We start from the raw sequence: 23,073 nt of genomic DNA on the forward strand, positions 1-23,073 counted from the left end.
TGATGCCTAGCGCTTATCCAGCAAGCGCCACAAGCTATAACTTCAGGAGCACCGCGCCCCAGGTAAAGCCGCCGCCCACACCTTCGAGCAGCAGGGTCTCACCCTTTTTGACCTGGCCCGTACGCACCGCATGGTCCAGCGCCAGGGGGATAGAGGCTGCCGAGGTGTTGCCATGCTGGTCCACCGTGACCACCACCTTGTCCATGGACAGCTTGAGCTTGCGGGCCGTGCCCTGCATGATGCGGATATTGGCCTGGTGGGGAATCAGCCAGTCAATATCGGCCTCGGTCAGCCCCGCCTTGGCCAGCACCGCATGCGCGGCCTTCTCCAGCACGCCCACCGCCAGCTTGAAGACAGCCTGCCCGTCCATCTTGAGGACGGGGTCCCCCAGGACCTTGCCACCCGACACGTTGCCGGGCACACACAGGATGCCGACATGCTTGCCGTCGGCATGCAGGTCGCTGGACAGGATGCCCGGCGTTTCCGACGCCTCCAGCACCACGGCACCCGCACCATCACCAAACAACACGCAGGTCGTGCGGTCATTGAAATCCAGAATACGGCTGAAAACTTCTGCCCCAATGACCAGCGCGCGGTTGGCAGCACCCGTCTGGATCATGGCATCCGCCACGGACAGGGCATAGACAAAACCGCTGCACACCGCCTGCACATCAAACGCAGGGCAACCATTGGCTCCCAGCTTGTTCTGCAATATGCAGGCAGCCGAGGGAAACACCATATCCGGGGTGGACGTGGCCACGATGATCAGGTCAATGTCGGTCGGCAGAAGGCCCGCCGCCTGCAAGGCATTGCGCGCAGCCTCCAGGCCCAGATCGCTGCAGGCAACATCAGGCGCCGCAAAGTGGCGCGCGCGGATGCCGGTGCGCTCCACGATCCACTCATCTGAGGTTTCGATGCCGCGCTGGGCCAGTTCAGCCACCAGATCAGCGTTGGTCAGCCGGCGCGGGGGCAGGTAGCTGCCGGTGCCGGTAATGCGGGAGTAGCGTCTCATCAATGTGTCATCGTCGCCGCAACGCCAGGCTGGGGCTGGGCATCCGCAGGCACCAGAAGCGGCGCTGCGTGCGCAATCCGGGTCCGGACGCGGTCGAGCAGGTTGTTGCGGGCTGCATCATACGCCCGGTTCAAAGCCTGCTCGAACGCCATTGTGTCAGCCGACCCATGGCTCTTGAACACCAGCCCGCGCAGCCCCAGGAGCGCCGCGCCGTTGTAGCGGCGGTAGTCCATGCGCTTCATGAGCGCTTTTAAGATCGGATACGCGGTGATCGCAGCGATTTTAGTGAAGATGTTGCGGGAGAACTCCGTTTTCAGGGCGCCAATGATCATTGATGCCACCCCTTCACTGGCCTTGAGGGCCACATTGCCCACAAATCCGTCACATACCACGATGTCAACAGTGCCCTTGAAAATGTCATTGCCTTCAACATTTCCATAAAAATTCAAATCACCGGAATTGGCTGCAGATCGCAGCAATTCACCGGCTTTTTTGATTACTTCACTACCTTTGATCGCCTCTTCACCGATATTGAGCAAACCGACGGTGGGCTCCCCGCCATCCCGAAGGACCGATACCAAGGCAGAGCCCATCACGGCAAACTGCAGCAAATGTTCGGCGGAACAATCCACATTCGCCCCAAGGTCCAGCACCGTGGTGGCACCACCTGCGGCGTTGGGCAATTGCGTCGCAATGGCGGGGCGGTCGATGCCGTCCAGCGTCTTGAGGAGATACCGGGCAATAGCCATCAGCGCGCCGGTATTGCCTGCCGAAACGGCCGCAGAGGCCGCGCCATCCTTGACCTGCTGAATCGCCACGCGCATGGAAGAATCTTTCTTCTTGCGCAGAGCCACCTCGACAGGATCATCCATGGCCACCACTTCGGTAGCAGGAATGATCGTGGCACGGTCGTGCGAAAACGATTGCAGACTATCCACCAGACCGACGAGCAGCAGGCGGGCATCAGGGTGTGTATCGAGAAACTGGCGGCACGCCGCGAGCGTGACGCGGGGGCCATGGTCGCCCCCCATGCAGTCAACAGCCAGTGTGATCATGGGCGACTTGTCCGGCCGGCCAGGAGGGCCGGAAAAATAAATACGACGGTCAAAACAAAGGCCCGCGCTACGGTTTCAGTAGCAACGGGCCTTTGGATGGGGCGAAGATCAGGCTTCAGACTTGTTCTTCAGCACCTGACGGCCACGGTAGAAACCGTTGGGGCTGATGTGGTGACGCAGGTGCGTTTCACCGGTGGTGGGTTCCACAGCAATGCCTGGCACATTCAGGGCATTGTGCGAGCGGTGCATGCCGCGCTTGGAGGGGGACTTTTTGTTTTGCTGAACGGCCATGATGGCTCCTGATCTGGAATAGGTTGGTAAAAACGCGATCAGCCCAAAAAGACACGATGGGGTTCGCGTGAAGCCCACGATTATAACCCAAATGATTTTTGGGTCGTCCAATCAGCCCTTGTTGTCTTTGCGCAGTGCGGCCAACGCCGCAAAAGGATTGGGCTTTTCGTCGTTGGCTTCCTCAAAATCGTCGTCCGAAGAAGCCAGTGGTACTGCGGTAGGGCACTCGTCGTGTTTGGGCACCACGGGCAAGGCCATCAGCAACTCATCCTCAATCAGCTCGTGAAGGTCAAACTCGCGGCTCATGGCCAGCAGGTCTTCTTCGCTTTCGTCGTCCAGAGCCTCTGCGGTGGCCTCGTCGGCCACGAAGCGAAACTCACGGTCCACCTCCAGCGGCACATCCACCGGCGTCATGCAACGCTGGCATTCCATGGGGAAGCTCGCAGTAACCTTGATATGCAGCCAGACTTGGCCCATGCCGCCCAGCGCCGTGCGCACTTCGCCCACAGCCTCCCAGTCCACCATCAGGTCCGGGTGCAGGCCCTTGGCCTCCTGGGCCAGGCGTTCGTACTTCAGCAGTGAATCGTGGCCCGCCAGCCGACCGCCCGCCTGTGCAAAGGCTTTCACGTCGAGGCGCTGGGGGGAGAATTCCTTGGTCATGGCGGCAGTGTAAGAGAATCGGCGCATGCATCAATCCCCCCCCCTGAAACGCCCTCTGGTATTGGGCTCCACATCGCGGTATCGGCGTGAATTGCTAGAGCGGTTGAACCTGCCTTTTGACGTCACGGCCCCGGAGGTGGATGAGACCCCCCTGCCGGGCGAAGCCCCTAGCTCACTGGCCTTGCGCCTGGCGCTGGCCAAGGCACGCGCCGTGGCGCAACTCCACCCCGATGCGGTGGTAATCGGCTCCGACCAGGTTGCCGACCTCGCTGGCGAGCCCCTGGGCAAGCCCGGCCACCACGAGCGTGCGGTGGTGCAACTGCGCCAGATGAGCAGCCAAACCGTGGTGTTCCAGACCGCCGTGGCCGTGGTGTGTGCCGCTACGGGTTTCGAGCAGATCGACCTGGCCCCGGTGGAGGTGAAATTCCGTGAGCTGTCTGACGCGGAAATCGAGCGCTACCTGCGCGCCGAGCAGCCCTACGACTGCGCTGGCAGCGCCAAGAGCGAAGGCCTGGGCATTGCGCTGCTGGATGCCATCCACAGCGACGATCCCACAGCCCTCATCGGACTGCCTTTGATCCGCACCTGCCGCATGCTGCGCGCGGCAGGCTTGGTGCTGCCATGACAAATCCCCCCACCGAACCGCACTCAGGCGCTCGCAAGGGCACGCTTTATCTCGTGCCCGCCCCCCTCGACTTTGGCTGCGACGCCCAGGTCCCGCTGCAGAATGCCTTGCCCTCGGCCACCCTTCAGACGGCTGCACGGCTGACCCAATGGGTGTGCGAGAACGCCAAGAGTACACGCGCCTACCTCAAACGCATCGACGCACTACACCCCCTGGCAGCCCCCCTGCAGCAGCAGCAGATCACCGAGCTTCCCCGCGAAGTCCACAAAAAAGGCGACCATGGCGACAAAGGATCAGCCCCGTTCGACGCACGCCCGCTGCTCGCAGCGGCACTGAATGGGCACGACATGGGGCTGATCAGCGAGGCGGGCATGCCTGCAGTGGCCGACCCGGGTTCGTCCGTGGTGCGCGCGGCACACGACCTTGATATCCCCGTTGTACCCCTGGTGGGCCCTGTGTCGCTGCTGCTGGCGCTGGCGGCCAGCGGATTGAACGGGCAACACTTTGCGTTTGTCGGCTACCTGCCCCAGGACAGCCAGGAGCGCACCCAGCGTATCAAGGAGCTGGAAGGCCTGGCCCTCAAGACAGGACAGACCCAGCTTTTCATCGAAACTCCTTACCGCAACGCCGCCCTCTGGCAGGCCCTGGTGCAAACGCTGCAGCCCCACACCCGCCTGGCGCTGGCCAGCGGGCTGACGCTGCCCGACGCACGCATCCGCAGCCAGCTCGTGCGGCAATGGCGCCAGCAACCCACGCCCCCCGACAACCGCACCCCTGTCGTGTTTGCGATGGGCCGCTAAGCATGAACCGTCTATTCACTATATTTTTTATAGCTGTTAGCGCTTATGGTTCAAGCGCTGAGGCCATTATTCGTTGTGAATTGAATGGCAAACCCATCAATATTTCCAACGGTGCCGAAACCGCCGGCCAGTCCGGGCTGGTGCGCTGCCGCGAAGAAGACACCGGCCACCTCCAGCGCGAGCAGGAACTGCGCGACGGAAAGTTCGTGGGCCTGGAGCGCATGTTCGACCGCGAAGGCCGCCTGCAGCGCGAACGCACGGTCAACGAACGCGGCAACAGCCACGGCCGGGTGGCCGAGTTCTGGCCCAACGGCCAGGTGCGGCGCGAAGAAACCGCCGACAACGGCCGCACCCAGGGGGCCGTGAGGCGCTTTGACGCCACCGGCCGCGTGGAGCGTGTGTCGTTCCACGGCGGAGGGCAGGAGCTGTTCTATGTGGAAACCAACAGCAAGGGCCAGCCCACACGCCTGTTCTGCCCGCGCACCAACGTGCTGCCCGAAGACCGCAAACTCTGCGGCTTTGACGGTGCCACTGACACCCTGCTCCATGCAGACAACGGCGCCAAAACCGCGCAGCTGCACTACGACCAGGGCCGCCTGCTGAGCGCGACCGAATGGACCCGCGACGGCATCGTCGCCGCCCAGCAACTCGTGGTGGACGGTCGGCGTGTGCACCGCAGCTTCACCACCGAGGGCGGCAAAAGTGTGCTGCGCGAGGAACGGGTGTTCGCGCCGGACGAGCGCACACTGCGCGATACGCGGGGATCGCTGTTCAGCGCCAAGCGCTACGGCGCATCCGGCCAGCTGATCGAGCAGCGCAGTTTTGCCGATGGGCGGGAGGTGCAGGTCGAGCGCTGGTACCTCAACGGATCGGTGCGAGAGCGCAGCACCTGGACCGGCACCGGTGAGCAGGGGCGCGTGCAGCGCGAGATGTACCGTGACGATGGCAAGCTGGCGCGGCGCGAGCAGCTCAATGCCGAGCAATGGCCCGTGGGCACGCAGCAGGCCTTTCACGACAACGGCCGGCTGGCGATTGAAGAACAGTATTCAGCCCCCGATGCCCGGGGACGCACGCGCCTTACGGCCCGCAAGCAGTGGGACGAGACGGGCAAGCTGGTGGCCGACGACACCATCCTGGAAGACGGCTCGCGCCAGCGCAAGGCGGGCGGGCTGGACAGCTAAAAACCACCCTCCTGCCAGCCCTCGGAGGCCGGCACGGCCGACTGCGTCACACCACGTACCGCCACGCAGGCCCAGACGCAAAAAAGCCCCGTGTGGAATCTCCACCCGGGGCTTTTTTTGTGCATGGCCCAAAGGCCGCGTCGGACGGTGTCAGCGCAGCTGAGGTCCAGCCACGGCCAGTGACTTCACGGCGCCCACACCAATCGCCGCGCCAAAGCGCTTGACAAGCCGTTCCGCCACATTGTCGCGGCGGGTGTAGTCGATGATGTCTTCGGCCTTCACCACCTCGCGGGCCACATAGTCCAGGTTGCCCAGCTTGTCGGCCAGGCCCATTTCCACGGCCTGCTGGCCGGTCCAGAACAGGCCACTGAAGGTGTCGGGCGTGGTCTTGAGGCGGTCACCACGCCCGGCTTTCACCACGGCAATGAACTGCTGGTGGATCTGGTCGAGCATGGTCTGCGCGTAGGCACGCTGCTTTTCGGTCTGCGGGCTGAACGGGTCGAGGAAACCCTTGTTCTCGCCAGCGGTCAGCAGGCGGCGCTCCACACCCAGCTTTTCCATGGTGCCGGTGAAGCCAAAGCCATCCATCAGCACGCCGATACTGCCCACGATGCTGGCTTTATCCACGTAGATGTCGTCGGCTGCTGCGGCAATGTAGTAAGCCGCCGAGGCGCAGGTTTCTTCAACCACGGCGTAGATCGGCTTGTTGTGCTTGGCCTTCAAACGAACAATTTCGTCATTGATGATACCGGCCTGCACCGGGCTGCCGCCGGGGGAGTTGATGAGCAGCACCAGGGCCTGCGAGCCTTCGTCCTCCAGTGCGCTGCGCATGGCGGCCACCACGAACTCGGCACTGGCCTCGGCGCCGCTGGCGATCTCACCTTTGATGTCCACCACCGCCGTATGGGGCATGCTCTTGCTAGCGCTGGGCGATGCCTGGCGCAGGGCCGCAAAGGCAACTGCGGCAATCAGCACCAGCCATGCCAGGCGGAAGAAGATCTTCCAGCGGCGGGCGCTGCGCTGTTCTTGGAGGGCGGAGAAGGCCAGCTTTTCCAGCGTGGCGCGCTCCCAGCCGGGTTCACGCGATGAGTCGCTCACAGATGCTCCTGAATTTGTAGCTGCTTGCGCCCACAGGTCGGGCGCGGGATTACTTTTTGGGTCAAAACCCGAAGAGCCGGGCTGCTGGGGGTCTGTCATGTCGTACGTCCTGGGCACTGCAACACTGCCGCCCGCGCACCGCGCTGGCTGGGACCAGGCGACAGCACATAAGGGTAATTCATCTGGATTTTCTAGAACTCTACGGGTTGCAGGTTGTAGGCAGTATGCCAGTGCACCACACCATCGCTTTCGGACAAAGCAATTTTCACCAGCCCGCCGCGGCACGGTCCGCCCGCGCATTGGCCGGTGCTCGGCAGGTAGGCGGCCCCGTGGGTGGCACACAGCAGCCAGTGGCCCGTGTCGTCAAAAAAGCGGTCCGGCTGGTAGTCCATCTCCATGGCCACATGGGTGCAGCGGTTCAGGTAGGCATGCGGCAGGCCCTGGTAGCGGATCGCAAAGGCCCGGCAGGTCTGACCTGCGTAATGCACATCAAACGGAACCGCCAAGCCCCCATCGACGAGGTCGGCACTGTTGCACAGCGCAACGGGCTGATCGGGTGGTGTGGTCATGGGATCGTCCCGCTCCAATATCCGGCGTCACGCGTTGTGCAGCAGCCAATCGTGCAGCTCGCGCACCGAATGCACGACCGCCAGCGGCTGGAGCGCGTGAAAGGCGTCGGGCTCGTGGGCGCCATAGCTCACCCCCACGCTCGCACAGCGCGCGTTGACCGCCATCTGCAGGTCGTGGGTGGTGTCGCCAATCATCAGCAGGCGCTCCGGCGCCACGTCAAATTCGGCCATCAGCTCCTGCAGCATCAGCGGATGCGGCTTGCCAGCGGTCTGGTCGGCGGTGCGCGAGCCGTCAAACACGCCGCGCAAGTCCACCGAGTGCAGCGCATCGTCCAGCCCGCGCCGGCTTTTGCCCGTGGCCACGGCCAGCAGGTGGCCGCGTTCACGCAGGTCGTTCAGCAGCGGTAACACGCCGTCGAACAGGCTCAGGTCGTCCTGGTGCTGGATGTAGTGGAAGCGGTAGCGGTTGCCCAGCTCGGTGTACTTTTCGGGCGGCACATCCGGCGCGGCATGGGCCAGGGCCTGCATCAAGCCCATGCCAATCACATAGGCCGCCTCCTTGTCGGCGGGCACGGTGCCACCCACGTCACGCACCGCCGCCTGGATGCAGCGCACGATGATGGCGGTGGAGTCGAACAGGGTGCCATCCCAGTCAAAGGCGATGAGGTCGAAGCGGCGCGGACGGAAGTTTTTGGCAGACATGGAGGGGGTTCTTCGCGCAGGATCGTCAGGCAGGGGACACAAAATCAGCCAGCTCGCGGGGCAGCTCGGCAATCAGCTGCACACGCTCGCCCGAAGCGGGGTGATTGAACTGTAACCGCCATGCGTGCAGGAACATGCGCTTCATCGAGAGCTTCTGAAGGCGCTTGTTGAGGTCAAAGTCGCCGTATTTGTCGTCCCCGACGATGGCGTGGCCCTGGCTGGCCAGGTGCACACGAATCTGGTGGGTGCGACCGGTCTTGATGGTCACCTCCAGCAACGACATGGCGGGCAGGCCCTGCGCAGCGCGCGCGGGCACGGTGCTGCGCACCTTGACCAGTGTGATGGACCGCATGCCATCCGGGTCGTCGGCCGTGGTCACACGCACGCGGCGCTCGCCGTCGGCCTGCAGGTATTTGTGCAGGGGCAGGTCGATGACTTTTTTATTGGCAGGCCAGGTGCCCGTGACCAGTGCCAGATAGGTCTTTCCCGTTTCTCGCTCGCGGAACTGGTCCTGCAGGTGGGTAAGCGCTGACCGCTTCTTGGCCACCAGCAGGATGCCCGAGGTGTCGCGGTCCAGCCGGTGCACCAGTTCCAGGAACTTGGAGGCCGGCCGCGCCTGGCGCAGCTGCTCGATCACGCCAAAGCTCACCCCGCTCCCGCCATGCACCGCTACACCGGCAGGTTTGTCGATGGCGATCAGGTGCTCGTCTTCGAGCAGGATGGGGAATTCGCGCGCGGGCGCCGGGCGCTCGGCCTTCTCGGCCACCTTGTCTGAAATTCGAACAGGAGGCAGGCGCACCACGTCACCGGCTTCCACGCGGGTGTCGGCACTCACGCGGCCTTTGTTGATGCGCACCTCGCCGCTGCGGATGATGCGGTAGACATGCGTTTTAGGCACACCTTTCAAGTGGCGTATCAAAAAGTTATCGAGCCGCTGGCCTGCGGAGTCAGCATCCACTTCCACCAGGCGGGCTGCGGGAAGCCCCCCAGGGGCGGCGGGCGGTTTGGCCCCTATAATGTGTTTCACCTGCGCGTTGTTATGTAAGTGGTTGATTTGTCTGGAGTTTAGTCCACACAGCCCTTGCCCCTCGTGCAGGCAGGTCGATGCCAGCGGGCGTCGTGCGCGCAGATTGCAGGCCAGATGCCTGTGGTGGCCAGCACGCCGTGCGGCGGGCTGACAGATTGAAACACTGATACGGAATCCCCCAAGCTGGCAGATGTTCCCTACCCGGGCGCAGCCTGCCAGCGGATCAAAGCGAGCATGTGGTTGTTGATGGCATGGATGGTGACCCTGTGGCGGAGGCTGCGGCCTTTGGCTGCATGCTCAAAATCGCCCTCAGCGCACAGCCAGCAAGCGCAATCAGCTACTTTTTTGCTAGCAAAACTGCGTTCCTACCACTCGCCCCCATCCACGCGCCCCTGCCTCCCGATGCTGCGCTAGAGCGCGGCAGATCATTGGCATCCCCGGCAATTCCCTTCGTTTCGATGCGTCAGTCCAGGCATTCACAGCTCCTGTAGAGCTTGTTGTATTGGTTTGGAAACTGTGGGCGGCAGCCCGCGCAGCCCTCTCCGTGGGTCACGGTTGGCTGCTCCGCTGCTGTCCGCGAAACACTGAAGGAATCGCATCATGAAGCGGATGCTCATCAACGCCACGCAGCCCGAAGAACGGCGCCTGGCCATCGTCGACGGACAAAAACTCCTCGACTACGAAATCGAAATCGAAGGGCGCGAGCAGCGCAAGGGCAACATCTACAAGGCCGTCGTCACGCGCGTCGAGCCCTCGCTGGAAGCCTGTTTTGTGGACTACGGCGAAGACCGCCATGGCTTCCTGCCGTTCAAGGAAATCTCGCGCAGCTACTTCACCCCCGGTGTCTCGCCCAGCCAGGCGCGCATCAATGAGGTGATCAAGGAAGGCCAGGAACTGCTGGTTCAGGTTGAAAAGGAAGAGCGCGGCAACAAGGGCGCGGCCCTGACCACCTTCGTCTCGCTGGCCGGCCGCTATGTGGTGCTGATGCCCAACAACCCCCGTGGCGGTGGCGTTTCTCGCCGCATCGAGGGCGAAGACCGCGCCGAGCTCAAGGAGGCGATGGACCAGCTCGAATACCCGAACGGCATGTCCATCATCGCGCGCACCGCCGGCATTGGCCGCACCGCGCCCGAGCTGCAGTGGGACCTGAACTACCTCCTCAAGCTGTGGAATGCCATCGACGGCGCCGCCAAGGGTGGCAAGGGGGCCTTCCTGATCTACCAGGAATCGAGCCTGGTGATCCGCGCGATCCGCGACTACTTCAACAACGACATCGGTGACATCCTCATCGATACCGACGACATCTACGAACAGGCACAGCAGTTCATGGCGCATGTCATGCCCGAGCATGCCGCCCGCGTGAAGCGCTACCGCGACGACGCCGCCCTGTTCAGCCGCTTCCAGATCGAGCACCAGATCGAATCGGCCTACGCCCGCACCGTGCAACTGCCCTCGGGTGGCGCCATCGTGATCGACCACACCGAAGCGCTGGTGTCCGTGGACGTGAACTCGGCCCGCGCCATCAAAGGCGGCGACATCGAGGAAACCGCCACCCGCACCAACCTGGAAGCCGCCGACGAAGTGGCTCGCCAGATGCGCCTGCGCGACCTGGGCGGCCTGATCGTCATCGACTTCATCGACATGGAGGAGAGCAAGAACCGCCGCGAAGTGGAAAACCGCCTGCGCGACGCCTTGCGCCAGGACCGCGCCCGCGTGCAGTTCGGCACCATCAGCAAGTTTGGCCTCATGGAAATGAGCCGCCAGCGCCTCAAGCCCGCATTGAGCGAAGGCTCGTCCATCCCCTGCCCCCGCTGCGGCGGCTCGGGCCACATCCGCGACACCGAATCGTCGGCCCTGCAGATCCTGCGGATCATTCAGGAAGAGTCCATGAAGGACAACACGGCCGCCGTGCACTGCCAGGTGCCGGTGGAAGTGGCCTCGTTCCTGCTGAACGAGAAGCGCACCGAGATCGCCAAGATCGAACTCAAGCAGCGCGTGGCCGTGCTGATGGTGCCCAACAAGACGCTGGAAACCCCCAACTACCGCCTGGAACGCCTCAAGCACGACGACCCGCGCCTGGACCACATCGAAGCCAGCTACAAGCTTGCCGAAGAAGTGGAAGACCCCACCGCCGTGACGCGCCGCTCGCAAGAGCCCACCAACAAGCAGACGCCGGTGATCAAGGGCGTGTTGCCCGACGCACCCGCCCCTGTGGCCGAGCCCCGTGCCGAAGGCGCCGCCCGCCCACCACGCGCCGGCCAGCGCCCCGCCGCTGCGACCGCGCCAGCACCCGCCCCCGTGGCAACCCCGGCCCCGGCTGCGGCCGCCCCCCAAGAGCAAGGCTTCTTTGGGTGGATCAAGAGCCTGTTCGGCGTTGGCACCACACCGGCAGCCCCTGCCCCCGTGGCCGCGCCCGCACCGGCAGCAGCCCCGGAGACCACCGCCCGTGGTGAACCCCGCCGCGATGGCCGCAACGGTGAAGGCCGTGGCCGCCGTGGTGGCCGCGATGGCAACCGGGACGGCCAGCGCGAAGGCGCACCCCGTGACGGCAACCGCGAAGGCAACGGCGAAGGCCGGGGCCGCCGTGGCGAACGCTCGGCCGAAGGCCGCGCACCCCGCGACGCCGAGCGCCGCCCCGAAGGCGAGGCCCGCGAAGGCCAAGGCCGCGACGGTGGCCGCAATGGACGCGAAGGGCGTGAAGGAGGCGGCCGTGGCCGCCGCGACAACACCGAGCCGCGCAACCAGAACGCAGGCTTGAACGGTGATAACAACACCGCCGTGACCGCACAGGTGGAAGGCCCCAACGCTGGCAATCCCGGCAACAGCACAGAAGGCCAAACCACCCAGCAGCCCCGTGGCGAACGCGGCCCACGCCGTGAACGTGGGGATCGCGGCAACCGTGGCGAACGTGGCGAGCGCGCCCCCCGCGCGGTGGAAGCCCAGGAAACGGCCGCTGCCGCAGCGCCTGGCGACTTTGCCGACACAGCGCCACTGGCTGCCTTGCCCGATCTGGACCTGTCCGGCAACGACGCTCAGCCCAACGGCAATGGAGCCGCTGCAGAAGAACAGCGCCGCGAGCGCCGTTCGCGCGACCGCTACGGCCGTGACCGCCGCGAGCGTGGCGAACGCGGTCCGCGTGACAACATCGGCAATGCCGAAGCCGCCGCACCGGCGATGCTGGATTTCGACCCCACGCAGGCCGAGCCAGCACCCGCGCAGGACGAAGCGCCACGCCGCAGCTACTTCACGGCCCCTGCAGCGGAGCCAGCGGCAGCGGCACCCGCGCCAGCGCCTGTGGCAGCACCCGTGCCCGCCCCGGCCCACGCACCGGCCCCCGTTGCTGCACCTGTCGCCGCGCCGGTAGCAGCCCCGGTGGCGGCCGCGCCAGCACCTGTGGCGGCACCAGCGCCTGTTGCAGCACCTGCACCCTCTGCGGCACCCGTCGCACCGGTGGTACCCGCTGCGAACGGTCTGCCCCGCGTCCAGGCGTTCGCACTGCCCATCGACGAGCTGCAGCAAGTGGCTGCCGCGTCGGGCCTGCAGTGGGTCAACTCCGACATGGACAAGATCGCTGCTGTGCAAGCTGCGATTGCCGCCGAGCCCAAGCCCATCCGCGTGCCGCGCGAGCGCCCACCTGCAGTAGTGCTGGACGAAGGCCCGCTGGTGCTGGTGGAAACCCGCCGCGACCTGTCTGCCATGAAGCTGCCGTTTGAGCAGACTCCCTCGGCCTGATGCGCTGAAAACAGCTGCTGCCCCTCAGGGAGCCGCAGCTATGCAAAAAGAAGGCGGCCCAGGCCGCCTTCTTTTTTTGCGGGAGCCTGCGAATGCCCGCAAGCGCCCGAAGACAGTCCTTCAACAGGTACCATTTCGAGCCACCGCCTCCCCAGAATCGCAGCAGCCCACCCGGCCACCTGCTGCACCTTCCGAGATCCACGGACCTTCTGCCTCCATGCTGTTCCTGCTGTCTCCCGCCAAATCGCTCGACTACGACACGCCCTTGCCCGAAGGCCTGCCACACACCACGCCCCAGTTTGTGGCGCAATCCACCGCGCTCATTGAGGTGCTGCGCGAGCAATCTCCGCAGCAAATCGCTTCGCTGATGGACCTGAGTGACAAGCTCGCCGCGCTGAACGTGGCGCGCTACCAGGCCTGGCGCCCCCGTTTCACGGCCGCCAACTCGCGCCAGGCGCTGCTGGCCTTCAACGGCGATGTGTACGAGGGACTGGACGCCCGCACGCTCGCCCCGCAGGAACTGGACTGGGCACAAAGCCATGTGGCCATCTTGAGCGGCCTCTATGGCGTGCTGCGGCCGCTGGACCGCATGCAGCCCTACCGCCTGGAAATGGGCACGCGCCTGGCCACCAGCGCAGGCAGCAACCTGTACCAGTTCTGGGGCAGCCAGATTGCCGAGCACCTCAACACCCGCCTGCGCGCCGACACGACCCCCGTGGTGGTCAACCTGGCGTCGCAGGAATACTTCAAGTCCGTCGACCGCAAGGCGCTCAAGGCCCGTGTCATCGAATGTGTGTTCGAAGACTGGAAAGGCGGCGCTTACAAGATCATCAGCTTCCATGCCAAACGTGCGCGGGGCCTGATGGCGCGCTATGCGATCACGCACCGCGTGGCCACGCCGCACAAGCTCGAGGGGTTTGATCTGGACGGCTATGCCTTTGCCCCGGCATCATCCGAGCCCGAGCGCTTGGTCTTCCGGCGCAAGACCCTGCCCACCGCCTGAAACTGCTAACCCCATTCACGTTGAAGGACCGCCATGGCATCGCGTTCTGAGCAGCACCCCGACAGCAGCACCACAACCACCCACCAGCGCGCCAGCACCGCGCGGCAGGCCATCACGCCCGAGCTGCGCCGCTGGATCATCGAACAGGCCCAGGCCGGCTACGCCGCGCCTGTGGTGCTGCAGTCCATGCGCGATGCGGGCTGGGATGAAGACGTGGCCGCCGACGCCTTGGAGGTCACGCTGCAAGACCACCTGAACGAACTGGCCGTACAACAAGGCCAGCCCGCCGCCGTGCCTGTGCCCGAGCCCCAGCTGGATGCATCGCCCGCCCAGGTGGACTGTGGCGACCGCACCGTGAATGTGCTGCTGGCCATGGCCCAGCCGCGCATCGTGGTGTTTGGCAACCTGCTCTCGCCCGAAGAATGCGACGCCCTCATCGCGGACGCTGCGCCGCGCATGGCGCGCTCGCTCACCGTGGCCACCAAGACGGGCGGCGAGGAAATCAATGACGACCGCACCAGCGACGGCATGTTCTTCCAGCGCGGCCAGAGCCCGCTGATCCAGCGCATCGAAGAACGTATTGCGCGCCTGCTGAACTGGCCCATCGAGAACGGCGAGGGCCTGCAGGTGCTGCACTACCGCCCAGGCGCCGAGTACAAGCCTCACTACGACTACTTCGACCCCGCCGAGCCCGGCACGCCCACCATCGTCCAGCGCGGCGGGCAACGTGTGGGCACACTGGTGATGTACCTGAACACCCCCGAAAAAGGCGGCGGCACCACCTTCCCCGACGTGCACCTAGAGGTCGCGCCGCAGCGCGGCAATGCGGTGTTCTTCAGCTATGAGCGCCCGCACCCGTCCACCCGCACGCTGCACGGCGGTGCGCCGGTGATCGCGGGCGAGAAGTGGATCGCCACCAAGTGGCTGCGCGAACGGGAATTCAAGTGAAAACAGGCTCTAGCGCTTATCCATAAAGCGCTATTAGCTATAAATTTAATAGCATCCATGAACACCCCGGAACAATCCCAACTCGGCAAGTCCTCCGCCTACGTGGACCAGTACGACGCATCGCTGCTGTTCCCCATCCCCCGCTCTGGCAAGCGCGCCGAAATCGGGATCACCGGCGCCGCGCCGTTCTTCGGGGCCGACCTGTGGACGGCATTCGAGCTGTCGTGGCTGAACCTGCGCGGCAAACCGCAGGTGGCGCTGGCGCACATCACCGTGCCGTGCGAGACGCCCAACATCGTGGAGAGCAAGTCGTTCAAGCTGTACCTCAACAGCTTCAACAACACCCGTTTTGCCGATGCGGCCGAAGTGCAGGCCCGCATCCGCACCGACATCAGCGAAGCCGTGTGGCGCGGCGCCGACCACCCGGCCACCGTGGGCGTGAAGCTCATCGCCCCCGAGCTGTTCGACCAGGAACCCGTGCACGAGCTGGACGGCCTGAGCCTGGACCGCCTGGATGTGGAATGCACGCAGTACCAGCCAGCCCCCGAATTGCTGACAGCCACGTTCAACGAAGCACCCGTGACCGAAACCCTGACCAGCAACCTGCTCAAAAGCAACTGCCTGGTGACCGGCCAGCCCGACTGGGGCAGTGTGCAGATCAGCTACAGCGGCCCGCAGATCAACCAGGAAGGGCTGCTGCAGTACCTGGTGAGCTTTCGCAACCACAACGAGTTCCACGAGCAGTGCGTGGAGCGCATCTTCATGGATGTGTGGACGCGCTGCAAACCCATCAAACTGACTGTGTACGCGCGCTACACGCGCCGGGGCGGGCTGGACATCAACCCGCTGCGCACCAGCCACCCGCAGGGCCTGCCGCGCAACGTGCGCACGGCACGGCAGTAGGCCCAGCCGCCGTCAGTCGCGTCCATCAGCTCCGCGCATCGATCCAGTCGCACCGCAGGGTGTGGCGCAGGTGTGCACGCGTTCGCCAGGTGACATAGAGGCTGGGCCCGAAGATACCCATCAGGCACAGCGGCGCAGTCCACGGCTCGCCAAAAGCGATGATGGGAAACCAGCCCACCCAGCCCAGCATCCAGACCGTCAACACCAGGTCCCACAGGTGGTATTCGAGCGGGTGGTCTGCCTTGTGCGCGACATGCCACTGCTTGATGCGTTGCAGCTCGTTGATGGTCATGGTGATCTCCCGGAAAACGGGAAAATCACTGTAAGTTACGAGTAAGCATTCGTCAAGGTCTGCGTGGCTGGCGGTCGCTCGCCACAGCACCCGTTACCCGTTACCCCAGCCGGAACACATCCACCGAGCGGCCCAGCGACACCGCACTCTCCTTGAGCCCCTGCGCCGCCGCCGCAGACTCCTCGACCAGCGCCGCGTTCTGCTGCGTCACGGTGTCCAGCTGCGTCACCGCCTCGTTGACCTGGGCGATGCCTTGCGACTGCTCTTTGGTGGCACTGCTGATCTGCTGCACCAGCGTGCTCACGCGCTCCACTGCATCGACCACGCCCTCAATGGTGGTGCCTGCATGGCCCATCTGCTGGGCACCGCTGGCGATCTGGTTCACCGTCACGCCGATCAGACCGCTGATCTCCTTGGCGGAGCTGGCGCTGCGCTGGGCCAGCGCCCGCACCTCGCCCGCCACCACCGCAAAACCCCGCCCCTGCTCACCGGCACGGGCCGCCTCGACGGCGGCGTTCAGGGCCAGCAGATTGGTCTGGAAGGCAATGCCCTCGATCACCCCCACGATTTCGCTGATCTTGGTGGACGACAACTTCATCTGCTGCATGGCGGTGCCCACCTCTTGCACCGCCTGGCCGCCGCGCTTGGCGATGTCGCTGCTCTGCGCGCTCTCGCGCGAGACCTTGGCGGCAGTCTCGGAGGTCTCCAGCACCGTGCTGGCCAGTTGCTCCATGGCCGCAGCAGTCTCTTCCAGACTGCTGGCCTGCGATTCGGTGCGGGCCGACAGGTCGAGGCCGCCGCGCGAGATCTCGTCGGCCGATTCAATGAAGTTGCGCACCTCGGTGCGCACATCGCCCACCACTGCGCGCAGGTTGACCTGGGTCTGCAGCAGGCGCTGCATCAGCGCGCCCAGGGGTTGGGGATAGTCAGTGCCCACCGACGTGGCCAGGTTGCAGGCCGAGATGTCGGACGCGAAGCGGGTGGCATCGTGCACGCCCTGCAACACGGTGGCCTGAAAGCGCCACAGCGTCCACCCCGCCCCCAGCAACAGCAACACCAGGCGGGCTACCCAGGCGGTGGTGCCTTGCAGACCCATCACATCGGGCAACAAGGCCAGCAGCACCGTTACCAGCAGCAGGATCGCCATGCGGGGCAGCAACGCCATCTGCGCCAGGTGCTGCTGCCAGCCACGCACTCCCCGGTAGCGCACGTTGCCCGAGTCCAGGTAGAAGCTGCTCGCGCCCGATGCCGCCTCGCTGCGCATCTGGGCATACAGGGCTTCGGCAGCAGAAATTTCTGCCGCGCTGGGCTTGGTGCGCACCGACATGTAGGCACGTGGCTTGCCGCCCTCCATGATGGGGGTGACATTGGCGCGCACCCAATAGTGGTCGCCGTTCTTGCGGCGGTTCTTGACCAGGCCCGTCCAGGGCTCCCCCCGGCCAATGGTGCGCCACATGTCCTTGTAGGCCTCGGCGGGCATGTCGGGGTGGCGGATCAGGTTGTGCGGCTGGCCAATGAGTTCGTCGTAACTGTAGCCGCTCACGCGAACGAACGCTGGATTGCAGTGGGTAATCTCGCCCTTGGTGTTGGTGCTGGACACCAGCAGTTCATCGCCGGAATAGTCGAAGTTCTGCTGGGTCACGGGCAGGTTGATGCGCATGTTGGCTCCTGATGGGCCTGCAGCATGGGCAGGCAGCGCGGCACGCTTTTCGTTACCGCTTGATACCAATCAAGTCTAACGGGCCAACAGAACCTTACACACCAAAAAACTCAGGCGCCTGAAAACGATATAGAGCGGATAACAAAACCCAGCGCATCGGTTCTGGCGAGGCGCCACGTCGCAGGCAGTACGGGTAGTACGACCAGACGCAGCAACGACGCCAGAAGGGTTTTTTAGCCGCTCTTACTGCGCCGGCTTGTAGGCCGCAATGGCCTTGGCGAGATCGGTGGTCTCCTCGCACTGCGCGCAGATGGCCTGCAGCTTGGCGAGCTGGGCTTCGGCCTGCGCCTTCTGGCCAACCTTGAGGTAGCCCATGCCCGAGTACTCCAGCGCTCCCTTGTGGCGGGGGTCCAGCGCCAGTGCCTTGTTGTAGGCCGCAAACGCCTCGTCGTATTTGCCGAGCCAACGGTTGGAGTAGCCCAGCAGGTTATAGGCATCGGCGTTCTGCGGATTCTGGGCCACCACCTTGCTGAAGCTGCTGGCCGCCAGCGCCCAGTTCTTGGCTTCGATGGCTTTTTTGCCCACGGCAAAGTCGTCAATGCGTGCGTTCTCCACTGGCGTGGTGGGCATATCGGCCGCGTGGGCCATGGGCAGTGCCAACACGGGCACCAGCACCAGCGCCAGGCTCAGCAGGGGCGCAGACATCAAGGGGCGAACAGGGAATGAAGGCATGGGAGGCTCCTGAAAAACGTGAAGTGGGAAAGGTAGGAGGCCGCGCTGGCCCCATGCCGGAGACCGGCACCTCAGATAAACGACACGGAATGCAAAACGGATGCAGCGCCGGACAATTATTTTTGCAAAGCCGACGGGAGCCTTGCGCCGCTCACCACAGCTTGGCGCAGTTGCCGGTGAAAAGCACGGTGCTGCTGGGCACCTGCGGCGCTCCCGATGTCTCCAGCGCCACCATGAGTTTGCTGACCTTGAGCAGCAGCTTCTCCGACGTATCGGGCAACACCGACACCGCAGAACCTGCCACCGGCACCGTGCCCAGCACAAACGGGGCACCGTCAGCTGGCACCGCCCACAGCACCAGCTGGGGGGCTGCACCCGCCATCGTCGATGAAGTCGCTGGCATCGCTGGAAGCGTGATAGGCCCGATGACCTTCACCGTCAGCGTGCGTCCATGGCGCAGCGAACTCACCAGCACCTTGCCGTTGCCCGCCTCGTCCGTCAGCAGGCCCACATAGGCCTGCGGCAGTTTGTCCCCTGCGCGCAGGGCCACCTGGTCGCTCGACACAAACAAGGTTGGCACCGCAGCCACCAGGGCCACGGTAGCCACCACACCCAACACCACACCCGCCAAGCCCTGCAACACACCATGGCGCCGCCACAGCACACCGGCCCAACCGCCCTGCGGGGCTGCGTCTTTCACATCGCGCGGCCGGGTGCGCGCCTCAATGGCGGCCCACACGCGCTGCGGTGGCTGTTGCACCGGCACCGAACTGGCCAGCATCCCCAGCCGCCCTTCCCACTGCGCCACCAGCAATTGCACGTCGCTGCGATCGCGCAGCAGCCGCTCGAAGCGGCGGCGCGCGCCACCGCCCAGCGTGCCCAGCACGTAGGCAGACGCCAGGTGGTCCAGCAGCGCGGGGTGGGTGTACCTCATGCGCTCACCCCTTGCGCGGCCAGGCAGCTTTTCAGGCGCTCCAGGCCCCGCCGGATCCACGCCTTGACCGAACCTAGCGGCGCGCCCATCTGCGCTGCCACCTCGGAATGCGACAGGCCCTGGTAGTAAGCCAGTGCCAGGCTTTGCCGGTAGCTCCCCTCCAGCGCATTCATGCAGCCGTCGATGCGCAGCGCCTGGGTGGCCTGCTCCAGCAGATGCATCGCGCTGGGTGCGGGGGCCAATGCAGACGCAGCACCCATCGCGTCGCGGCCATCCCCATCGCTGCCTGCAAGCTCCGTGGTGTCATTCCAGGCGCTTTCAGGCCGCCGGGCGCGGGCACGCAAGGCGTCCAGCGCCTTGTTGCGCACGATGGCAATCAGCCATGTCATGGGCTGGATGGGCTGCCCGCCCACTTCGCTGCGGTAGCTTCCAGCGTTTTTCCAGATGCTCACATACGCCTCTTGCAGCACATCCTCGGCCGCCTGTCCTTGCCCCAACATACGCACGGCAACGCCGAACAGATGCACATGGGTGCGCTGGTAGACCTGCGCGAAGGCGGCATGGTCTCCCCCGGCTGCGGCATGGATCAACGCTTGCAGGTTGGCGGAGGAGGCATCGGTGGCAGTGGCCATATGCGGGCGAGTATAGGAACGCAACAGGCGGTACAGGCAGGTCTCACTCTGGGTGTTTACGCCGATTGCCACGACCCCACCGGGCCGTGAACTGGCGGAAACAACATCAACCCGCGCTAAAAAAGCTGCGCCGTGCCACCCGCACCCTCTGCGCCATCTGCGGAGCCTGGCTTGCGTCGGCGTGCTTCTGCCGTTGCCCCAGCCCGTGGCTCCAGCACGGGCTCTTCGCCCCGCCGCGCCAGCGTGCTGGCCCGCACGCCCAGCAGCCGCAGGCGCTTGTCCAGCGGCACGCGTTTGAGGCACTGCCCGGCCAGCTGGCGGATGGTGGCGCCATCGGCCGTGTAGAGGTTCGCCGTGTGGTCGCGCGTGGCGATCTTGAAGTCGTCGTAGCGCAGCTTGATGCCGATGGTGCGCGCCACATAGCCCTTGCGCTGCAGGTCTTCTGCCAGGCGCATACACAGGTCGGTGAAGATCGCGCCCAGTTCAGCGCGGTCGCGCACCGCATGCAGGTCGCGGTCGAACGTGGTCTCGCGGCTCATGCTCACCGGCTCGCTCTCGGTCACCACCGGGCTGTCGTCGCGGCCCCAGGCCACCCGGTGCATCCACGCCCCGGTGGACTTGCCAAAGTGGCCCATCAGCCATTGCTCATCCTGCGCCGCCAGCTGCCCGATGGTTTCGATGCCCAGCCGTGCCAGCTTTTCGCCGGCCTTGGGGCCAATGCCGTTGATCTTGCGCACATTGAGCGGCCAGATCCTGGTCTGCAAGTCTTCCTCGTAAACGATGGAGATGCCGTTGGGCTTGTTGAACTCGCTGGCCATCTTGGCCAGCAGCCGGTTGGGCGCCACGCCAATCGAGCAAGTCAGCCCGGTCACGTCAAAGATGCTCTTCTGGATAAGCCGCGCCAGCACCCTGCCCCCTTCGCGCTGGCCGCCGGGCACGTCGGTGAAGTCGATGTACACCTCGTCCACGCCCCGGTCTTGCATCACGGGGGCTATCTCCATGATGGTGCTTTTGAACAGGCGTGAAAACCGCCGCACCTCGTCAAAATCCACCGGCAGCACGATGGCCTGCGGGCACAGCTTGGCGGCCTTCATCATCCCCATGGCCGAGCCCACACCAAACTGCCGCGCGGGGTAGGTGGCGGTGGTGATCACGCCCCGGCCGACATAGTCCTTGAGCAGCGGAAAGTCCTCCACCGGGATGAAATGCCGCTCCCGCAAGCCCGTGCCATCCGGGCCTTGCAGCAACAGTTCATCCACCTTGCGCCGCCCGCCCCCAATCACCACGGGCAGGCCCTTGAGCTGCGGGTAGCGCAGCAGTTCGACAGATGCGAAAAAGGCATCCATATCGAGATGGGCGATGCGGCGCAGCCGCTGCCCCTGGCGCTGAGGCGGGGCTGCAGTTGCGGGCTCGTTATCGGGGAAATCAGGCGCTAAAACGGTCACGCCCGCTATTGTGCGCGGCAGAGTGACAGACTGCTGCCACCGGGCATGACGGTGCTATCGCTTGGCTATCGCTTGGCCATCGCCGCGCTGCGAATGCCCTGCAGCGTGCCCGTGGGCGTGATCGCCTCGGGGTCGATCAGGCAGTGCAACACGCTGGGCAGACCGCTCGCGCGTGCACGGGCAAGTGCCGGGGCGAAGTCTTCGGTGCGCTCTACCCGCTCTCCATGCCCGCCAAAGGCCTGGGCGTAGGCTTTGAAGTCCGGATTCTTGAGCTGGGTGGCGCTGATGCGGCCGGGGTACTCGCGCTCCTGGTGCATGCGGATGGTGCCGTACATGGCGTTATCGAGCAGCACCACGATGATGGGCAGGCCGTACTGCACAGCGGTCGCAAACTCCTGTCCGTGCATCAAGAAGTCGCCGTCGCCCGCAAACACCACCACCTCGCGCTGCGGCCACAGGCGCTTGGCACCCACGCCCGCGGGGAGGCCGTAGCCCATGGAGCCACTGGTGGGCGCCAGCTGGCTGGCATAAGTGGTAAACGGCCAGAAGCGGTGCACCCAGGTGGCAAAGTTGCCTGCGCCGTTGCAGAAGATGGTGTTGGCCGGCAGCGTGGACTTGAGATGCTGCATGACCTGGCCCATCTGCAGCTCGCCGGGGATCTGGATGGGGTTGGTGTCGCTCCACAGGATGTACTCGGACCGTGCCATCTCCGCATGGGCATGCCAGGCCACAGCCCCCGCAGGCCGCACACCCGCAAGCGCCGCCGTGAATGCCTGCGGCGTTGCGTGGATGGCCTGCGCGGGCCGGTACAGCTTGCCCAGCTCATCGGCATCGGCATGCACATGCACCAGCGGCTGCGTGGGGTTGGGGATGGCAAACAGCTCGTAGCCCTGCGACGGGATCTCTGACAGGCGCCCGCCCACCACCAGCACTAGGTCGGACTCGCGGATGCGCGCCAACAGGCGCGGGTTCACCCCCAGGCCCAGGTCGCCGCCATAGCAGGCGTGGTTGGCCGGGAAGAGCATTTGTCGCCGGAACGAGCAATACACCGGCAGCGACCAAGCCTCGGCAAACGCCACAAACTCGCGCACCGCCTGCTCGGACCAGCGGCTGCCGCCCAGAATGGCCACGGGCTGGTGCGCGGCCTTCAGGCGTTGGGCCAGCTCGGCCATCTGCGCAGCCCCTGGGTGCGTCTCGGTCACCTGGTAGGGCAACGCATCGGCCACGCTGGCGGCTTCGGTCAGCATGTCCTCGGGTAGCGCCACCACCACGGGGCCGGGGCGGCCCGAGGTGGCCACATGGAAGGCGCGCGAGATCAGCTCCGGCACGCGTGCCGGGTCGTCAATCTGCACCACCCACTTCGCCATGGTGCCAAACACCGCGCTGTAATCCAGTTCCTGGAACGCCTCGCGCCCCATGGCACCGCGTGCCACCTGGCCCACGAACAGGATCAGGGGGGTCGAGTCCTGGTGCGCGATGTGCACACCGGCCGACGCATTGGTGGCGCCCGGCCCGCGTGTCACAAAGCAGATGCCGGGCTGGCCCGTGAGCTTGCCCTGCGCCTCGGCCATCATGGCCGCACCGCCTTCCTGGCGGCACACCGTCACGGCAATGTCGGCATCGTGCAGGGCATCGAGCACGGCCAGATAGCTCTCGCCCGGCACACAGAACAGCTGCTTCACGCCGTGGGTGATGAGCTGGCGGACCAGGATCTGGCCGCCCGTGCGGGAGGTGGTGGGTGCGGTAGTCATGTCAGACGGTCATTTCACAAA

Annotated in this window: 22 protein-coding genes; 7 read left to right on the plus strand and 15 right to left on the minus strand. The window is 65.1% G+C overall.

All coding sequences use genetic code 11. The features are described from left to right. Nucleotides 1–34: 34 nt before the first annotated feature. The 4 genes from C8C94_RS11325 to C8C94_RS11340 form a co-directional block, all read right to left on the minus strand. Nucleotides 35–1,012: a beta-ketoacyl-ACP synthase III gene (locus tag C8C94_RS11325; protein WP_121420773.1), complete on the minus strand. Its 978-nt coding sequence runs from the start codon at nt 1,010–1,012 to the stop codon at nt 35–37. Further along, nucleotides 1,012–2,067: a phosphate acyltransferase PlsX gene (gene plsX / locus C8C94_RS11330; protein ID WP_055399475.1), complete on the minus strand. Its 1,056-nt coding sequence runs from the start codon at nt 2,065–2,067 to the stop codon at nt 1,012–1,014. The genes C8C94_RS11325 and plsX overlap by 1 nt, the downstream gene beginning before the upstream one ends. Before the next feature lie 108 nt (nt 2,068–2,175). After that, nucleotides 2,176–2,358 carry a 50S ribosomal protein L32 gene (gene rpmF / locus C8C94_RS11335; protein WP_005794249.1) on the minus strand — a complete coding sequence of 61 codons (183 nt, stop codon included), beginning with the start codon at nt 2,356–2,358 and terminating at the stop codon, nt 2,176–2,178. A 111-nt stretch (nt 2,359–2,469) separates the two neighbouring features. Then, nucleotides 2,470–3,018 carry a DUF177 domain-containing protein gene (locus C8C94_RS11340; protein ID WP_121420774.1) on the minus strand — a complete coding sequence of 183 codons (549 nt, stop codon included), beginning with the start codon at nt 3,016–3,018 and terminating at the stop codon, nt 2,470–2,472. 25 nt (nt 3,019–3,043) lie between these two features. Here C8C94_RS11340 and C8C94_RS11345 point away from each other — a divergent pair, with 25 nt between their 5' ends. The 3 genes from C8C94_RS11345 (at nt 3,044) to C8C94_RS11355 (ending at nt 5,624) form a co-directional block, all read left to right on the plus strand. After that, a complete protein-coding gene (locus C8C94_RS11345) occupies nt 3,044–3,643 on the plus strand; it encodes a Maf family nucleotide pyrophosphatase (protein WP_121420775.1) in 600 nt (199 codons plus the stop codon). Beyond that, on the plus strand, nt 3,640–4,443 hold the full coding sequence (locus C8C94_RS11350; RefSeq protein ID WP_121420776.1) for an SAM-dependent methyltransferase: 804 nt from the start codon (nt 3,640–3,642) through the stop codon (nt 4,441–4,443). Before C8C94_RS11345 ends, C8C94_RS11350 begins: the two co-directional genes overlap by 4 nt. Before the next feature lie 80 nt (nt 4,444–4,523). After that, nucleotides 4,524–5,624, plus strand: coding sequence for a toxin-antitoxin system YwqK family antitoxin (locus C8C94_RS11355; RefSeq protein ID WP_121420777.1), 1,101 nt, complete (start codon nt 4,524–4,526; stop codon nt 5,622–5,624). Between the two features lie 150 nt (nt 5,625–5,774). Here C8C94_RS11355 and C8C94_RS11360 read toward each other — a convergent pair whose 3' ends face one another. From C8C94_RS11360 to C8C94_RS11375, 4 genes are all read right to left on the minus strand, one after another. Next, on the minus strand, nt 5,775–6,821 hold the full coding sequence (locus tag C8C94_RS11360) for a S49 family peptidase (RefSeq protein ID WP_121420778.1): 1,047 nt from the start codon (nt 6,819–6,821) through the stop codon (nt 5,775–5,777). Nucleotides 6,822–6,913: 92 nt separating this feature from the next. Continuing rightward, nucleotides 6,914–7,291, minus strand: coding sequence for a Rieske 2Fe-2S domain-containing protein (locus C8C94_RS11365; protein WP_121420779.1), 378 nt, complete (start codon nt 7,289–7,291; stop codon nt 6,914–6,916). Nucleotides 7,292–7,318: 27 nt separating this feature from the next. Beyond that, nucleotides 7,319–7,993 carry an HAD family hydrolase gene (locus tag C8C94_RS11370; protein ID WP_121420780.1) on the minus strand — a complete coding sequence of 225 codons (675 nt, stop codon included), beginning with the start codon at nt 7,991–7,993 and terminating at the stop codon, nt 7,319–7,321. Between the two features lie 25 nt (nt 7,994–8,018). Next, nucleotides 8,019–9,020 carry an RluA family pseudouridine synthase gene (locus C8C94_RS11375; RefSeq protein WP_121420781.1) on the minus strand — a complete coding sequence of 334 codons (1,002 nt, stop codon included), beginning with the start codon at nt 9,018–9,020 and terminating at the stop codon, nt 8,019–8,021. Between the two features lie 600 nt (nt 9,021–9,620). Between C8C94_RS11375 and C8C94_RS11380 the strand changes: the two genes are divergently transcribed. The 4 genes from C8C94_RS11380 (at nt 9,621) to queF (ending at nt 15,606) form a co-directional block, all read left to right on the plus strand. Beyond that, complete coding sequence (locus C8C94_RS11380) at nt 9,621–12,752, plus strand: Rne/Rng family ribonuclease (RefSeq protein ID WP_121420782.1); 3,132 nt, start codon at nt 9,621–9,623, stop codon at nt 12,750–12,752. 217 nt (nt 12,753–12,969) lie between these two features. Next, the gene (gene yaaA, locus C8C94_RS11385; RefSeq protein ID WP_121420783.1) at nt 12,970–13,755 is read left to right on the plus strand and encodes a peroxide stress protein YaaA; all 786 of its coding nucleotides are present in this window, start codon (nt 12,970–12,972) and stop codon (nt 13,753–13,755) included. A 33-nt stretch (nt 13,756–13,788) separates the two neighbouring features. Beyond that, nucleotides 13,789–14,703 (plus strand): 2OG-Fe(II) oxygenase, encoded by a 915-nt coding sequence (locus tag C8C94_RS11390; RefSeq protein ID WP_176886649.1) that lies wholly within the window; start codon nt 13,789–13,791, stop codon nt 14,701–14,703. 57 nt (nt 14,704–14,760) lie between these two features. Continuing rightward, nucleotides 14,761–15,606: an NADPH-dependent 7-cyano-7-deazaguanine reductase QueF gene (gene queF, locus C8C94_RS11395; RefSeq protein ID WP_121420784.1), complete on the plus strand. Its 846-nt coding sequence runs from the start codon at nt 14,761–14,763 to the stop codon at nt 15,604–15,606. A gap of 25 nt (nt 15,607–15,631) precedes the next feature. Here the strand turns inward: queF and C8C94_RS11400 are convergent, their stop codons facing one another. The 7 genes from C8C94_RS11400 to C8C94_RS11430 form a co-directional block, all read right to left on the minus strand. Next, nucleotides 15,632–15,898 (minus strand): hypothetical protein, encoded by a 267-nt coding sequence (locus tag C8C94_RS11400; RefSeq protein ID WP_121420785.1) that lies wholly within the window; start codon nt 15,896–15,898, stop codon nt 15,632–15,634. Between the two features lie 100 nt (nt 15,899–15,998). Continuing rightward, nucleotides 15,999–17,558 carry a PAS domain-containing methyl-accepting chemotaxis protein gene (locus tag C8C94_RS11405; protein ID WP_121420786.1) on the minus strand — a complete coding sequence of 520 codons (1,560 nt, stop codon included), beginning with the start codon at nt 17,556–17,558 and terminating at the stop codon, nt 15,999–16,001. 243 nt (nt 17,559–17,801) lie between these two features. Then, nucleotides 17,802–18,290, minus strand: coding sequence for a tetratricopeptide repeat protein (locus C8C94_RS11410; protein ID WP_121420787.1), 489 nt, complete (start codon nt 18,288–18,290; stop codon nt 17,802–17,804). A 151-nt stretch (nt 18,291–18,441) separates the two neighbouring features. Then, complete coding sequence (locus tag C8C94_RS11415) at nt 18,442–19,224, minus strand: anti-sigma factor domain-containing protein (RefSeq protein ID WP_121420788.1); 783 nt, start codon at nt 19,222–19,224, stop codon at nt 18,442–18,444. Then, on the minus strand, nt 19,221–19,856 hold the full coding sequence (locus C8C94_RS11420) for a sigma-70 family RNA polymerase sigma factor (protein ID WP_121420789.1): 636 nt from the start codon (nt 19,854–19,856) through the stop codon (nt 19,221–19,223). Before C8C94_RS11420 ends, C8C94_RS11415 begins: the two co-directional genes overlap by 4 nt. A 116-nt stretch (nt 19,857–19,972) precedes the next feature. Continuing rightward, a complete protein-coding gene (locus C8C94_RS11425; RefSeq protein ID WP_121420790.1) occupies nt 19,973–21,202 on the minus strand; it encodes a DNA polymerase IV in 1,230 nt (409 codons plus the stop codon). Nucleotides 21,203–21,366: 164 nt separating this feature from the next. Further along, complete coding sequence (locus C8C94_RS11430; RefSeq protein WP_121420791.1) at nt 21,367–23,052, minus strand: thiamine pyrophosphate-binding protein; 1,686 nt, start codon at nt 23,050–23,052, stop codon at nt 21,367–21,369. Between the last annotated feature and the right edge of the window lie 21 nt (nt 23,053–23,073).

Source organism: Acidovorax sp. 94, assembly GCF_003634645.1.
GTDB classification, from domain to species: Bacteria; Pseudomonadota; Gammaproteobacteria; order Burkholderiales; family Burkholderiaceae_C; genus Acidovorax; species Acidovorax facilis.